Raw genomic sequence first — 14,531 nt, forward strand, 5'->3', positions numbered from 1 at the left:
CAGACTTTATTTTACGCGGCGAAGATAGGCGAGCCGCTCGACCACCAAACGCCCGGTCACCTCCGGTGCCAAGCAGGAGCGAACCCGCAGGCGCCCCTGCTCGCCGATGTGCCGGGCAAAGGCGGCGTCATCGGCAAGGCGGCGGATATAGCGGGCCGCGGCCTCCACATCGGGATCGGCCCAGACCTGCCCCTCCCAATGCGGATAACCATTCTCGGGCACCGGCACCAGGCGGTAGTCGACGAGACAGGCGCTGTCGACCGTCATGAAGTCCATATTGCCCGAATAGGCCGTCGCAACCACCGGCTTCCCAAGCGTCATCGACTCCGCCAGATGCAGACCGAAGCCTTCGGAGCGGTGCAAGGAGATGTAGGCATCGGTGCTGCACTGCAACGTCACCATGTCGGCCGCCGAGAGGGTCCCCTCGACCAGGACCACCCGCGGATCGGAAGTTGCCAAGGCTCGCAGTTCCTCCAGCCCCTCGCTCACGACATCCCCGCCATGGACCTTGATAACGAGCGTGATGTCGCGACGTTCGGGAGCGAAGGCGGCGCGGAAGGCCTCCACCGCAGCCTGGGGGTTCTTGCGGCCGATGAAGGATTTAAGATCGAAACTGACGAGGAAGGCGAAGCTGTCGGCGGGAATGCCAAACTTCGCCCGATTGGCCGGCACCGGCGACAGATCCACGGCGATGGGCATATAGACCACCGGCTTGGACGATTTCAGCGCCACCGAACGCTGGATGAAGCTGCTCGGCGCCCAGATCTCGTCCACCAGGTCAAAGGCGGCCTCGTGGCAATCCGGGAATTTCTCCAGCTCCCAGAACCAGCAGGCGATGCGATAGCGGCCATAGAGCTTGTCCTGCTCCAGCTCGCTCAACAGGTGGGGAGTCTGATCGGCATTCACATGGTACAGATTGACGTCGAACGGCATCGACCGGTCGATCCGGTCGGCCAGACTGTCATCCTGGTTCAACGCCGTCGGCACCCGCAGCTCACGGCAGGCGAAGGGAACGCCCGCCGCATCGAGCCCTTTGGCCATGCAACGTAGCGCCTGGGCCACACCAAACTCACCGCGGACATAGCCCACCAGATTGATGCCAGGCTTGAGCGCGACTTCCTGACGCACCGTCTCCGGCGGCGGAGGCGGCAGCTGGGCGGCGATGACGGGGGCCGCCGCGGTGGCCGGGGCATAGGCCTGACGCAGCAGCCGCGTCCGCAAAGCGGAGCGAACACCGGCCGGCAGGTGCCGGTAGAGCGGGCGGAGATAGCCGATCGACTCCAGGGCCCAGGCGGCGGCGCTGCTGCTTAGCGGGCGGGGCGGCATCTCGACGACGGCCAGCCCGCCGCCGCCAGCCAGGGCCGGGGTCAGATCGGGTCCGTCCGCCGTGGCACACACGGCCTCCCCGGCCGGCGCCGGAGCATGGCCAGGGGATTGGGCTGGGGTTTGGACTGCGGGCTGGGAAGCGGAAGCGGCGGCGGACCCGGAGGCCAGCGGCAGCACGTAGGCCGGATCGAACTTCAGCTCATTGAGGCCGGCATGCAGATACCAGCCGTAAAATCCCTGACGGCCCTCGGCGGTGACCAGGTTGAAGGCTGCCTGCAGGTCCGGACGCAAGGTCCAGACATGGTGCATCAGCCGCGTCACCGGCACAGGCGATTGCGATACCTCCGGCGCCGGCGCCATGCAGAAGGCGTAGATCGCCTCCGACGGCCCCTTGCCCGCGGAGGAGGAGCCGAACGACTCCGGCTTCATCTGTTTGCGGCACAGGCGCCGGATCATCGTGTGGATCGCACGGCCCCGCTCGTCGAACCCATAGGCATAGGGCAGCTTCGACAGCTCCGCCCGGCCGTTGGCCACCACCTGCTCCCTGTAATAGGTCAACAGCCGTCCGGCATCGCCCGCGCTGCGCAGGGTGAAGCGGTTCTGATGCTTGGAGAACAAATCCGGGCTGTTGCCCTCGGCACCGGAAAAATGGAAGAACTGCAACGGCCTGCCATTGGCGGTCCAGTTTCCGTCACGCTCCTCGATCCGGCGGTGCATCAGGTTCCAGTAAGCGGCGTTGTAGCCCGGATCCCGGAAGACCTTCACCTTGTCAATGAAGGTCGGCAGCAGATCGACCCATTTCTGGTCGACATGCAGCCCCTCTTCAAGATCGACCCGGCAGTCATACCGCAGCCGGCGCTCCCACCAGCCCAGGAACGCCCGGGTTTCCGGGGTATCGGCCAGACCAAGGAAGCCCAGATTGTAGACGCCGACACGCAGGAAGGTCAGGTCATCGGGCAGCTTGCCATCCTCGATGCCGGCACAGGCATGCGGGGTCAGGATGGCATCCCAGCCCTCGGCGAACAGCCGGTCGAGGTCCGGCATCGCGCCCGTGACCAGGATGTCAGGATCAAGATAGACCACCGGCCGGCCGGGATCGCGCTCGAACAAATACTTGATGCAGGATGGCTTGACCGCGGTGTTGAATTCGGTGATGTCATAACGAAGCGCCATGGCGTCGAAATCTTCGATTCCGACGTCCTTCGCTTCAATCACTTCAAATTTCTCGGATTTCGGATCAAGACTGCCATCGATCCGATCGGCCAGAAAGAGCGTGAACTCTGCGTCGGGCCGGAACTCCTTCAAAGACTCAAACAATGTCCGCGCAAACGCCAAGTAGTTTTTTGCGCAGATGGAGATAAAATGAGGGGATCGCATGTGGATGCATCCTGTTGTCTTCTGCTGTGGATTGCAGTCAAAATCCAAACAGAAGGAAGATAAGGTAGAATTTCAAGAGGCGGTCATACAAAAACATTCTGATCACGTCAACCCCCCTTCCAGGCGCCCGCTGACTGCGCCAACAATATCAAGTTGATAACCTCCTCGCCGCCGCCGTCCTGCATCGCGGCGACCCCGCTTACTCCCCATGCGGGAGACCGGCGCGATGGGGAAATGCGCGTTGAAGGTCAGCGGGGATTGCGGCATAAAGCGGCAAGGCGGCCTCGCGCACCGCGCCAAATTCCTTGTGCTTCACGCGCGCGGCTGGGCTGCGGCCCAGACTGTTGGCCAGAGGTTCGAATGGACGTCGTTTCCCTCGATATTCCGGACGTAAAGATCATCCGCCCGAAGAAGTTCGGCGACCATCGCGGCTTCTTCTCGGAGACCTACAACAAGAAGACGTTCGAGGCGGCCGGGCTGCGGTACGATTTCGTCCAGGACAACCAGTCGCTGTCGGCCGAGGTCGGCACCGTGCGCGGCCTGCATTTCCAGCTGCCGCCCTTCGCCCAGGACAAGCTGCTGCGGGTGGTGCGCGGCGCCATCCTGGACGTGGCGGTCGACATCCGCAAGGACTCGCCAACCTTCGGCCGGCATGTCAGCGCGGTGATCAGCGCCGCAGAATGGAACCAGATCCTGGTGCCGATCGGCTTCGCCCACGGCTTCTGCACGCTGGAGCCGGACACCGAGGTCATCTACAAGGTGACCAACTATTATTCGCCCGAGCATGACCGCGGTCTCCTGTGGAACGACCCGGAACTCGGCATCGACTGGCCGGTCTCCGCGGACAAGGCCCAGCTTTCGGGCAAGGATCGCACGCACCCGACCTTCGCCCAGCTTGGCGATTGGTTCTGACGGCGCTATTGGACTTCGCTTGGGCTTCGCGGTTCCGGCTCAACGCCGGTCCGCCCCCGTTTTTCGTCGGCAAGGTGGTTTGATGACGCGCATTCTCGTCACCGGCGGTGCCGGTTTCATCGGCTCGGCGGTGGTCCGCCAGCTTCTCGCCGAAACCGACGCCTTCGTCGTCAATGTCGACAAGCTGACCTACGCAGCCAACCTGTCCTCGCTGCCGGGGGCGGCGGGCAATCCGCGCTACGCCTTCGAGCAGGTCGACATCTGCGACGCCGCCGAACTGAGGCGGGTGTTCGACACCCACCAGCCCGACGCGGTGATGCATCTGGCCGCCGAATCCCATGTCGACCGTTCCATCGACGGGCCGGGCGAGTTCATCCAGACCAACGTGGTCGGCACCTTCCGCCTGCTGGAAGCGGTGCGCGGTTATTGGTCGGCGCTGCCGGTGGAACGCAAGGAGCGCTTCCGCTTCCACCACATCTCCACAGACGAGGTGTTCGGCACGCTGGGCGACGACGGCTTCTTCACCGAGACCACCGCCTACAGCCCCAACTCGCCCTATTCGGCCAGCAAGGCGTCGAGCGACCATCTGGTCCGCGCCTGGCACGAGACCTACGGCCTGCCGGTGGTGCTGACCAACTGCTCCAACAATTACGGTCCCTACCATTTCCCGGAGAAGCTGATCCCGCTGATGATCCTCAAGGGTCTGGCCGGCGAGAAGCTGCCGGTCTACGGCAAGGGCGACAACATCCGCGACTGGCTCTATGTCGAGGATCATGCCCGCGCCCTGCGGCTGGTCCTGGAAAAGGGCCGGATCGGCGAGAGCTACAACATCGGCGGCCACAACGAGCGCACCAACCTGGAGGTCGTCCGCGCCATCTGCGCCCATCTCGACGATATGGATCCGGCCGGCGCCCCGCATGACCGCCTGATCAGCTTCGTCACCGACCGCCCCGGCCATGACAAGCGCTATGCCATCGACGCCGGCAAGATCGAGCGCGAGCTGGGCTGGACGCCGCTGGAGACCTTCGAGAGCGGCCTGCGCAAGACGGTCGCCTGGTATCTGGAGAACCGCGACTGGTGGCAAGCCATCCTCAACGGCTCCTACCGCGGCGAGCGCCTTGGTCTGAAGGAAGAAGGAACAGCCCAATGAAGATCCTCGTCCTTGGCAGCAACGGCCAGCTCGGCTTCGAGCTGATGCGGGCCAACTGGGCGCCGGACACCGAAATCGTCGGCTTGCCCTATCCCGAGTTCGACGTGACCCGGCCGGGCGACGTGGAAAAGGCGGTCGCCACCCACGCGCCGGATCTGCTGGTCAACGCCACCGCGCACACCGCCGTCGACAAGGCCGAGAGCGAGGTCGAGCTCTCCTTCGCCGTCAACCGCGACGGGCCGGGCGCCATGGCGGCGGCCTGCGCGGCGCGTGGCATCCCCTTCATCCATGTCTCGACCGACTATGTGTTCGACGGGACGAAGGACGGTCTCTACAGCGAGGATGATCCGATCAACCCGCTGGGCGTCTATGGCGCCAGCAAGGCGGCGGGCGAGGAGGCGGTGCGCCGGGCCTCCCCGCATCATGTCATCCTGCGTACCTCCTGGGTCTACAGCGCCTACGGCAACAACTTCGTCAAGACGATGCTGCGCTTCGGCAAGGAGCGCGAGGAGATGCGGGTGGTCGCCGACCAGCACGGCTCCCCCACCGCCGCCGCCGACCTCGCCGCCGCCATCGTGCAGATCGCCGGCACCATCGAGACGACGGGCAGCGCCGCCTGGGGCACCTACCACCTGACCGGCAGCGGCTACACCACTTGGCACGGGTTCGCCGAACATATCTTCCGGCGGCTGGAAGAGCGCACCGGCAAGCGGCCGCGCCTGACCGCCATCGGCACGGCCGACTATCCGACCCCGGCGCGCCGCCCGGCCAATTCGCGGCTGGACTGCTCCGGCGCCAAGGAGCGGCTCGGCGTATCCTGCCCGCCCTGGCAGGACAGCCTGGACCGCGTGATCGACGAGCTGCTCACCAACCCGCCGCAGGCGTGAGGACGAAGACCATGAAGGGCATCATCCTGGCCGGCGGGTCCGGCACCCGGCTCTACCCGGTGACCCGGGCGGTCAGCAAGCAGCTGCTGCCGATCTACGACAAGCCGATGATCTATTTCCCGCTCAGCACCCTGATGCTGGCGGGCATCCGCGACATCCTGATCATCACCACGCCGCACGACCAGCCGCTGTTCCAGACGGTGCTGGGCGACGGGTCGCAGTGGGGCCTGAACCTGACCTACGCCATCCAGCCCTCGCCCGACGGGCTGGCCCAGGCCTTCATCATCGGCCGCGAGTTCGTCGGCAACGACAGTTGCGCGCTGGTTCTCGGCGACAACATCTTCTACGGCCATGGCCTGACCAACATCCTGCGCGCCGCCGGTGAGAAGGCCGAGGGCGCCAGCGTCTTCGCCTATGCCGTGCGCGATCCCGAGCGCTATGGCGTGGTGGAATTCGACGAGCGGGGCCGGGCGTTGAGCATTGAGGAGAAGCCGGTCAATCCGCGCTCCAAATGGGCGGTGACAGGGCTCTATTTCTATGACAACGACGTGCTGGACATCGCCGCCGCGGTGAAGCCGTCGGCGCGCGGCGAACTGGAGATCACCTCCGTCAACGCCGCCTATCTGGATCAGGGCCGGCTGTCGGTCGAGCAGATGGGCCGCGGCTATGGCTGGTTCGACACCGGCACCCATGACAGCCTGCTGGAGGCGGCGGAGTTCGTCCGCACCATCCAGAACCGTCAGGGTGTGCAGATCGCCTGTCCGGAGGAGATCGCCTACGTCTCCGGCTGGATCGACGCCGAACAGGTGCGCCGCTTGGCGGAGCCGTTGAAGAAGAACGATTACGGACGCTATCTGCTCGGGCTGCTAAGCTGAAGGATCACCGCGGCTTTCCGCCGCCTTGTCCTTTCCCGGTCACCCGGCGGGCCGCCCTTTGAGGCCCGCCGGGTGACCACCGATGCCAACAGCCAAGACAGGAAAGGCAGCCTTGCCGGCTCTCACCAACCGAAAGCGTGTCCTCGTCACCGGCGGCGCCGGCTTCCTGGGCTCCCACCTGTGCGAGCGGCTGCTGGCGACCGGGAACGACGTGCTGTGCGTCGACAATTTCTTCACCGGCAGCCGCGACAACGTCCTGCACCTGCTGGACAACCCGCATTTCGAGCTGATGCGCCACGACGTGACGTTTCCGCTCTATGTCGAGGTCGACGAGATCTACAACCTCGCCTGCCCGGCCTCGCCGATCCATTACCAGCACGACCCCGTCCAGACGACCAAGACCAGCGTGCACGGCGCCATCAACATGCTGGGGCTGGCCAAGCGGGTGGGGGCCAGGATCATGCAGGCCTCGACCTCGGAGGTCTATGGCGACCCGGCGGTGCATCCGCAGCCCGAGGAGTATTGGGGCAACGTGAACACCATCGGCCCGCGCGCCTGCTATGACGAGGGCAAGCGCTGCGCCGAGACGCTGTTCTTCGACTATCACCGCCAGCACAGGCTGGACATCAAGGTCATCCGCATCTTCAACACCTACGGCCCGCGCATGCACCCCAATGACGGGCGGGTGGTGTCGAACTTCATCATCCAGGCGCTGAAAGGCGAGCCCATCACCATCTACGGCGACGGCCGGCAAACACGCTCCTTCTGCTATGTCGACGACCTGATCGAAGGCTTCCTGCGCTTCATGGGCACGCCAGGGGAGATCACCGGCCCGATCAACCTGGGCAACCCCGGCGAGTTCACCATGCTGGAGCTGGCGGAGAAGATCATCCGCCTGACCCGCTCGGCCTCAACCATCGAGCATAGGCCGCTGCCGCAGGACGACCCCAAGCAGCGACGCCCCGACATCGCCAAGGCCCGCGCCCTGATGGATTGGGAACCGGCCGTGCCGCTGGACGAGGGGCTGGACCGCACCATCGCCTATTTCCGCAACCGCTTCTTCGCCTGACGCGCAGGGAAAATGCCGGTCGCATGGCCGGCGCTTCCCGTCTTCGCATCCGAACCGGGCCTTATTCCTGACGCACCAGCCTCTCCTCCCAGGTGAGCGCGGAGGTGACGATGGTCTCCAGATCGGCATGACGGGGAGTCCAGTCGAGAGTCCGGCCGATCCGCTCCACGCCGGCCACCAGGGCGGGCGGATCGCCCGGACGGCGCGGGCCGATGCGCATCGGCAGCGGACGGCCGGTGACCCGCTCCACCATCGCCAGCACCTCGCGCACCGAATGGCCGCGGCCATAGCCGCAGTTCAGCACCTCCGACGCTCCTCCCGCCTCCAGATGGCGCAATGCCGCGACATGGGCGTCGGCAAGGTCGCTGACATGGATGTAGTCGCGCACGCAGGTGCCGTCCGGCGTGTCGTAATCGTCACCGAAGATCTGGAGCTCCGCCCGCTGGCCGGTGACGGTCTGGGCGGCAATCTTGATCAGGTGGGTGGCGACCTTCGACACCTGGCCGGAACGGCCCTGCGGGTCGGCCCCGGCGACGTTGAAATAGCGCAGGGCGACATAGCGCAGGTCGTGCGCCGCCGCGCTGTCGCGCAGCATCCACTCCGTCATCAGCTTGGAGGAGCCATAGGGGTTGATCGGCTTGGTCGGCGTCCGCTCGTCGATCGGCAGCCGGTCGGGCATGCCGTAGACGGCGGCGGTGGAGGAGAAGATGAAGCGGCCGATGCCGGCCTCCACACAGGCTTCGATCAGGGCGTGGCTCTTGACCGTGTTGTTGCGGTAATAGGCGAGCGGCCGTTCCACCGACTCCGGCACCACGATGCTGCCGGCGAAATGCATCACGGTGCCGACGCCGTGGCGGGCGAAGATGTCAGCCAGCAATGCCCTGTCGCCGGCATCGCCCTCGACCAGCGGGACGCCATCGGGCACCGCAGAGCGCCGGCCGCTGGACAGATCATCCAGGACCAGGACGGCGCGTCCCTGGTCACGCAACGCCAGCACCACATGGGAACCGATATAGCCGGCTCCACCGGTTACCAACACAAGGCCAGCCTCGGCTGGGGCTTTGGAGATCAGCGACATGCTCTCATCTCTGATTGGACCACGGGGATCGACGTTGCGCCGAGTATGGAGGCGTTGCCGATGGTGCGGCGCAATCTATTCGGATCGCCCCCGGTTCTTTGCGGAATACCCCGCTTGGCCTCTTATGATGATCGCCGGGGTCACGGCTCGCGGATGCTCTCATCAAGCGCACGGATGACCGGATAGAGGAAGTAGGACAGGATCGAGCGGGTGCCGACGCGGATCTCGGCCGAAGCGACCATACCAGGGCTGAGCCGCGTGCCGTCCGGCACCTCTTCCAGCCTTGTGGCGGTCAGGCGGATGCGGGCGCGGAAGACCGCCCCCGCCATGGGCCTCGGGGAATCGGGGCTGACCCCGGCTCCTTGGACGCCGCCCTGGGCCGCGTCGTGGGTGAAGGCGTCGGCGCTGATGGTGCGGATTTCGCCGGGCAGCGTGCCGTGGCGCTGGAAGGGGAAGGCGTCCAGCTTCACCCGCACGACGTCGCCGACCCGCACCAGCCCGATGTCGCGCGACGGGATCTCCGCCTCCACCTCCAGCGGCACGTCGGCGGGGACCAGGGTGACCAGCGGTTCGGCCTCCCGGACAACCGAGCCGACCGACCGCTTGGCCACCTCCAGCACCACCGCGTCGACCGGGGCGGTCAGGGTGACCAGCGAGCGGCGGCGCTCGGCCTTGGCGACCTGCTCCACCAGCGTGGCCCGCTGGCGGGTCTGCTCCACCAGCTCCTCCGCCGTCTTGCGCCGCCATTCGTCGATGAAGGCGGCGCGGTCGGCCTGGACGCCGCGCAGCTCATGCGCGCTCGCCCGCTCGCGGTCCTGCTGGGCGGCCAGCTCGTCGCGCAGCCGCAGCCGCTCGATCCGTGCTTCCAACCAATTCAGGCGGGAACCGGTCTGGCGTTCCTGAAGCTGGCGGCGGATGTCCTCGACCTCGCCGACCACGGCGAGCCGCTCGGCAAGCCCGGCCTGGGCGCGGCGGCTGGCGGCGATGGCGCTGTCCAACTGCCCGGCCTTCTCGTCCAGCGAGGCGAGGCGGGAGCGGTATTCGGCGCGGCGGCGCTCCAGGATGGCGGCCTGGACGGCCGCATCGGGGGTGTCGGCGGGGGTGAAGTCGCCGCCATCCAGCTCGGCGCGCAGACGGCCGGTCTGGGCCTCGATGCTGGCGAGCTTGGCGGTCAGGTCGGCCAGATCCGCCGCGGCGAAGGTGGGGTCGAGCGTCGCCAGCCGGTCGCCAGCCCGCACCCGGTCGCCGACCTGCACGTCGACGCCGCGCACCACCGCGGTCTCCAGCGGCTGCGCCACCACCAGGGGGGCGGTGGTCACCAGCCGGCCGCCGGCGGTGATGATGCGGTCGACCTGGGCGAAGCCCGCCCATAGCACCAGCACCACCAGCAGTCCGGCCAGCACATAGAGGGTGGAGCGCGCCGGACGGGGCAGCGGCGCATGCTCGATCGCCGCCCCGTCCGGCAGATAGTCCAGCGCGAAGTCCGGCGGCGATGACGACGGGGCAGGCAGGACGGTACGGCGGCGGGCAGGGGCGGAGGAGGGGGGAGCGGGGGGATCGTTCCTGGCCGGAACGACCGCGCGGCCGGTCTCGGCCTGCGCGGCGTCCTGATCCGCGGGCATGCGTGTGTCGGGCATGGCTCAGCGCCCCCGGTTCTGCTGCTGCCACAGATGCCGGTATTCGGCGCAGCGGTCGAGCAGAATGGGATGGGGGGCGAGATCAAGCAGGCGGCCCTGCTCCAGCACGGCGATGGTGTCGCAGCCGGTCAGGGTCGACAGCCGGTGGGTGACGATCAGCACGGTGCGGCCGCGGGCGATGTGGCGCAGGTTGGCCATGACGATGGCCTCGCTGTCGGGATCGAGCGCGCTGGTCGCCTCGTCCAGGATCAGCAGGCGCGGCTGGGGCAGCAGGGCGCGGGCGATGGCGATGCGCTGCTTCTGGCCGCCGGACAGGTTGCTCGCCCCCTCCTCCACCAGCGTGTCATAGCCGTCGGGCAGGCGGTGGATGAACTCGTCGGCGCCGGCCAGCCGGGCGGCCTCGACGATCTCCTCGCGGCTGGCCTCCGGCATGGTCATGGCGATGTTGTCGCGGATGGTGCCGCGGAACAGGAAATTCTCCTGAAGCACGACCCCGATGGAACGGCGCAGATGGGCCAGATCCAGCTCGCGGATGTCGAGCCCGTCATAGCGGATGCTGCCCTCCTGCACCGGGTAGAAGCCCTGGAGCAGCCGCATCAGCGTGCTCTTGCCCGAGCCGCTGCGCCCGACCAGCCCGACGATGGATCCGGCCGGCACAGCCAGCGTCACACCGTCCAAAGCCGGCGGCCGGTTGCGGTCGTAGCGGAAACCCAGCCCCTCGATCTCGATACGGCCGACCAGGACGGGGCAGGCGCCGCTGCCCTCGCGCCTGGGCTCGGCCGGGTGGTTCATCACCTCGCCCAGCATGCGCACCGAGAGCGCGGTCTCCTGATACTGGTGGATCAGCGAGACGAGCTGGACCAGCGGCGTCACCACCCGGCCCGACAGCATCTGAAAGGCGATGAGCGCGCCGACCGAGAGCTGGCGGTCGAAGACGTCGAAGGCGCCGACGGCGACCACCGCCACCATCATCGCCTTCTCCAGGAACTCGGTCACCGTGCGGGCGGCGATGGAGATGCGGCCGACCCGGTAATGGCTGGTCACCGCGCGGGCCGCCTTGCGGTCCCAACCGCGGCGCTGCTGCGGTTCCAGCGCCGAGGACTTGACGGTGCGCATGCCGTGGATGGTCTCCACCAGCATGGCCTGCCGCTCGGCGTCAGCGTTGTAGAGGTCACGCAGGCGGCTGCGATAGACCGGCACCAGGGCGACCACCACTCCGGCGATCAGACCGGCGAACAGCAGGGCCACCAGCGTCAGCTTGACCGAATAGAAGAACAGCACCGGCAGGAAGACCAGCAGCACCAAGCTGTCGAGTACGGTGGAGAGCAGGTTTCCGGTCAGGAACTCGCGGATGCGCTCCACCTGCTGCATGTGGCGCACGGTGACGCCGGCCGAATGCCCGTCGAAGAAGGTGATGGGCAGGTCGAGCAGATGGCCGAAGGTACGGTTCAGCAGGCGGATGTCGATGCGGTTGGCCGCCGCCAGCAGGATGAACTGGCGCAGGAAGCGGAAGGCCGCCTCGAACAGCAGGGCGGCCAGCACGCCGATGGTCAGCACCTGGAGCGTGGTGACGGTCTCGTTCACCAGCACCTTGTCGATCACGATCTGGAAATAGACCGGAACGGCAAGCGCGAGCGCGTGCAGCACCAGCGCCGCGACCACCACGTCGCGGAAGGCCGATTTCTGGCGCAGGATCTCCGGCACGAACCAGCGCAGGCCGAAGGGCTGGCGCGGATCGGCGATGCCATGGCGCGGCTTCAGGAAGACCAGATCCCCGTCCCAGCGCTCCAGGAAGCGGTCGCGCGGCACGTCGATGACGTCCAGCCGGTCGGCCAGCGGATCGACGACGCCGATGACCGGCTCCTCGGCCGGATCCGCGGGACGCGACAGCCCGACCAGGATGACGGTGTTGCCGTTGGACAGCCGCGCCAGCAGCGGGAAGACGGGGGGCAGGGCCTGCAGGGCTTTCCAGTCCAGCCGGCGGGCGGTCGCCTTGAAGCCGGTGGCGTCGGCGATGCGCAGCAGGTCGGCGATGGAGGGTTCGCCTCTTCCAGGGGCGACGCGGGCGCGCAGGGCGGACGGCGAGGCCGACAGGCCATGATGGCGCGCCACCAGCGTCAGGCAGCGCAGCGCGGTGCTCTCGTCATGCTCAGAAGCGCCCCCTGGAACGGGCGGCGCGACGGTCGTGCCGGCGTCCGGCATCGGTCAACCGAAATTCGGCGAGCGGGGCCGTCCGGGCGGAGGAACCGGGGTCGCGGGAGAGGCAGGCTGGGCTGTCGCCCGCACCGGGTTCTGAAAGGCCGGGGGGGCGGAAGCGACGGGCGCGGCCGCGGCGCCGGGCGGCAGCACGCCGGCGGCCTCCAGCCGCTGGCGCATGCCTTCCAGGGCGGAAAGGCTGGCGAGGAAGCCGGGCAGGCTCATCACCACCCGCTGGCGGATGGCGGGCAACGGCTGGCCGTTGTCGTCCTTGCGCAGAGCCGACAGGCTGTAGAGGTCGATGCGGACCATGCCATTGCCGAAGCCGATGTCGAAGACCCCGTCGGCATAGAGTTCGGGAATGTGGTCGTCCTGCGGCGGCTCGATGGTCATGATGGTCCCGGCAGCGAAAAGGCGGGGCGCCGCTCACCGCGGCACCCTCGCGCCTTCGTTGTACCGGAAGCCGCCGGTCCTGACCAAGCCGGCAATCTCCCAATCCACAAAGAGACACAGGCGACGTCCGCGCCCCTGTCTCCCTGCGGTCGGCTGGCCGCTCAGTTGCGGCCGTAGACATCCTCAAGCCGGACGATGTCGTCCTCGCCCAGATAGGAGCCGGACTGCACCTCGATGATGGTCAGCGGCACCTTGCCGGGATTCTCCAGCCGGTGGACCGTGCCGATCGGGATGTAGATCGACTGGTTCTCGTAGATCATCACCTGCTCCTCGCCACGGGTGACCAGCGCCGTGCCGTTGACCACCACCCAATGCTCGGCGCGGTGATGGTGCTTCTGGAGCGACAGGCGCGAGCCGGGGGCGATGGTCAGGCTTTTCACTTGGAAACGGTCGCCGGTGTGCAGCGACTGGTAGGAGCCCCAGGGGCGGTGGACCCGGCGGTGGCTGACCGACTCGCTGCGCCCTTCCGCCTTCAGCCGGTCGACGATGCGCTTGACGTCCTGGGCCTGGGAGCGGTCGGCGACCAGAACGGCATCGTCCACCACGACGACCACGGCATTCTCCACCCCGACCACGGCGGTCAGGTGGTTGTCGCTGCGGACATAGCAGTCGCGGGCCCCCTCCAGCAGCACGTCGCCGACGACGACGTTGCCCTCGCCATCCTTGTCGCCGACATCCCACAGGGCAGACCAGGCGCCGACATCGGTCCAGCCGATCTCGCAGGGGACGACGGCGGCACGGTCGGTGCGCTCCATCACCGCATAGTCGATGGAGATGCTGGGCGCCTTGGCGAAGGCGGCGGCGTCCAGGCGGAAGAAGTCGAGGTCCCTGGCCCCCTGGTCGAGCGCCTCGCGGCAGGCGGCCAGAACCGCAGGCGCATGGCGCTCCAGCTCGTCCAGCAGACGGGCGGCCGGGAACAGGAACATGCCGCTGTTCCAGGCATAGATCCCCTCGTCGAGATAGCGCTCCGCCATCTCCAGCGACGGCTTCTCGACGAAGGCGGCGACATTGTAGGCGCCGTCGGCCTCATCCATCGCATGGCCACGGCGGATATAGCCGTAGCCGGTCTCCGGCCGGGTCGGGGTGATGCCGAAGGTGACGAGACGGCCGGCCTGGGCGGCGCGGGCGGCGATGGCGACGGCGCGGCGGAAGGCCTCGGCATCGCGGATCTCGTGGTCGGCCGGCAGGATCAGCAGAAGCGCATCCGGATCCTCGGCGGTCACCGCCAGGGCGGCGAGCGCGCAGGCGGCGGCGGTGTTGCGGCCAGCCGGCTCCAGGATGATGCCGCGCGGCGCGCAGCGCGACTGACGCAGCTGCTCGGCGGCGAGAAAGCGGTGCTCCTGGTTGCAGATCACCAGAGGGGCCGAGAAGACGGCTTCCGCGGCCATGCCGGACTGTACGGAACCGGGTTGCGCGCTGACCCGCAAGGCGGTGTCCTGCAACATCGTCCGGTCGGAGCAGAGCGGCAGGAACTGCTTGGGATAGAGTTCGCGCGACAAGGGCCACAAGCGGGACCCCGTACCGCCGGACAGCAGCACCGGGACGATCTTCTGCGCGGAATTGCTGGTCAT

General features: G+C 67.4%; 11 protein-coding genes. 5 read left to right on the forward strand and 6 right to left on the reverse strand.

Annotated elements, in window-relative coordinates:
• Positions 1 to 6: 6 nt before the first annotated feature.
• Positions 7 to 2,751: a glycosyltransferase family 4 protein gene (locus tag AZL_RS35165; RefSeq protein WP_148219843.1), complete on the reverse strand. Its 2,745-nt coding sequence runs from the start codon at positions 2,749 to 2,751 to the stop codon at positions 7 to 9.
• A gap of 312 nt (positions 2,752 to 3,063) precedes the next feature.
• Here AZL_RS35165 and rfbC point away from each other — a divergent pair, with 312 nt between their 5' ends.
• The 5 genes from rfbC (at position 3,064) to AZL_RS33185 (ending at position 7,596) form a co-directional block, all read left to right on the forward strand.
• Positions 3,064 to 3,615 (forward strand): dTDP-4-dehydrorhamnose 3,5-epimerase, encoded by a 552-nt coding sequence (gene rfbC, locus AZL_RS33165; protein ID WP_012978711.1) that lies wholly within the window; start codon positions 3,064 to 3,066, stop codon positions 3,613 to 3,615.
• Between the two features lie 82 nt (positions 3,616 to 3,697).
• Positions 3,698 to 4,765 (forward strand): dTDP-glucose 4,6-dehydratase, encoded by a 1,068-nt coding sequence (gene rfbB, locus AZL_RS33170; RefSeq protein WP_012978712.1) that lies wholly within the window; start codon positions 3,698 to 3,700, stop codon positions 4,763 to 4,765.
• Positions 4,762 to 5,652: a dTDP-4-dehydrorhamnose reductase gene (gene rfbD / locus AZL_RS33175; protein ID WP_012978713.1), complete on the forward strand. Its 891-nt coding sequence runs from the start codon at positions 4,762 to 4,764 to the stop codon at positions 5,650 to 5,652. Before rfbB ends, rfbD begins: the two co-directional genes overlap by 4 nt.
• A gap of 11 nt (positions 5,653 to 5,663) precedes the next feature.
• On the forward strand, positions 5,664 to 6,527 hold the full coding sequence (gene rfbA, locus AZL_RS33180; protein WP_042447041.1) for a glucose-1-phosphate thymidylyltransferase RfbA: 864 nt from the start codon (positions 5,664 to 5,666) through the stop codon (positions 6,525 to 6,527).
• 82 nt (positions 6,528 to 6,609) lie between these two features.
• Positions 6,610 to 7,596 carry a UDP-glucuronic acid decarboxylase family protein gene (locus AZL_RS33185; protein ID WP_012978715.1) on the forward strand — a complete coding sequence of 329 codons (987 nt, stop codon included), beginning with the start codon at positions 6,610 to 6,612 and terminating at the stop codon, positions 7,594 to 7,596.
• 61 nt (positions 7,597 to 7,657) lie between these two features.
• Here the strand turns inward: AZL_RS33185 and galE are convergent, their stop codons facing one another.
• From galE to AZL_RS33210, 5 genes are all read right to left on the reverse strand, one after another.
• Positions 7,658 to 8,674: a UDP-glucose 4-epimerase GalE gene (galE, locus tag AZL_RS33190; RefSeq protein ID WP_012978716.1), complete on the reverse strand. Its 1,017-nt coding sequence runs from the start codon at positions 8,672 to 8,674 to the stop codon at positions 7,658 to 7,660.
• 140 nt (positions 8,675 to 8,814) lie between these two features.
• Positions 8,815 to 10,296 (reverse strand): HlyD family type I secretion periplasmic adaptor subunit, encoded by a 1,482-nt coding sequence (locus AZL_RS33195; protein ID WP_247894592.1) that lies wholly within the window; start codon positions 10,294 to 10,296, stop codon positions 8,815 to 8,817.
• Positions 10,297 to 10,314: 18 nt separating this feature from the next.
• Positions 10,315 to 12,513, reverse strand: coding sequence for a peptidase domain-containing ABC transporter (locus AZL_RS33200; RefSeq protein WP_012978718.1), 2,199 nt, complete (start codon positions 12,511 to 12,513; stop codon positions 10,315 to 10,317).
• 3 nt (positions 12,514 to 12,516) lie between these two features.
• Positions 12,517 to 12,900: a hypothetical protein gene (locus AZL_RS33205; RefSeq protein ID WP_012978719.1), complete on the reverse strand. Its 384-nt coding sequence runs from the start codon at positions 12,898 to 12,900 to the stop codon at positions 12,517 to 12,519.
• A gap of 161 nt (positions 12,901 to 13,061) precedes the next feature.
• Positions 13,062 to 14,531, reverse strand: coding sequence for a mannose-1-phosphate guanylyltransferase/mannose-6-phosphate isomerase (locus AZL_RS33210; RefSeq protein WP_012978720.1), 1,470 nt, complete (start codon positions 14,529 to 14,531; stop codon positions 13,062 to 13,064).

This window comes from Azospirillum sp. B510, assembly GCF_000010725.1.
GTDB classification, from domain to species: domain Bacteria; phylum Pseudomonadota; class Alphaproteobacteria; order Azospirillales; family Azospirillaceae; genus Azospirillum; species Azospirillum lipoferum_B.

Bases quoted from the DNA above. Each gene is read 5' to 3' on its own strand.
- AZL_RS33195 (WP_247894592.1), bottom strand. From the start codon at position 10,296: ATGCCCGCGGATCAGGACGCCGCGCAGGCCGAGACCGGCCGCGCGGTC.
- galE (WP_012978716.1), bottom strand. From the start codon at position 8,674: ATGTCGCTGATCTCCAAAGCCCCAGCCGAGGCTGGCCTTGTGTTGGTA.
- rfbA (WP_042447041.1), top strand. From the start codon at position 5,664: ATGAAGGGCATCATCCTGGCCGGCGGGTCCGGCACCCGGCTCTACCCG.
- AZL_RS33205 (WP_012978719.1), bottom strand. From the start codon at position 12,900: ATGACCATCGAGCCGCCGCAGGACGACCACATTCCCGAACTCTATGCC.
- rfbB (WP_012978712.1), top strand. From the start codon at position 3,698: ATGACGCGCATTCTCGTCACCGGCGGTGCCGGTTTCATCGGCTCGGCG.
- rfbD (WP_012978713.1), top strand. From the start codon at position 4,762: ATGAAGATCCTCGTCCTTGGCAGCAACGGCCAGCTCGGCTTCGAGCTG.
- AZL_RS33210 (WP_012978720.1), bottom strand. From the start codon at position 14,531: ATGACCAGCAATTCCGCGCAGAAGATCGTCCCGGTGCTGCTGTCCGGC.
- AZL_RS33200 (WP_012978718.1), bottom strand. From the start codon at position 12,513: ATGCCGGACGCCGGCACGACCGTCGCGCCGCCCGTTCCAGGGGGCGCT.
- AZL_RS33185 (WP_012978715.1), top strand. From the start codon at position 6,610: ATGCCAACAGCCAAGACAGGAAAGGCAGCCTTGCCGGCTCTCACCAAC.
- rfbC (WP_012978711.1), top strand. From the start codon at position 3,064: ATGGACGTCGTTTCCCTCGATATTCCGGACGTAAAGATCATCCGCCCG.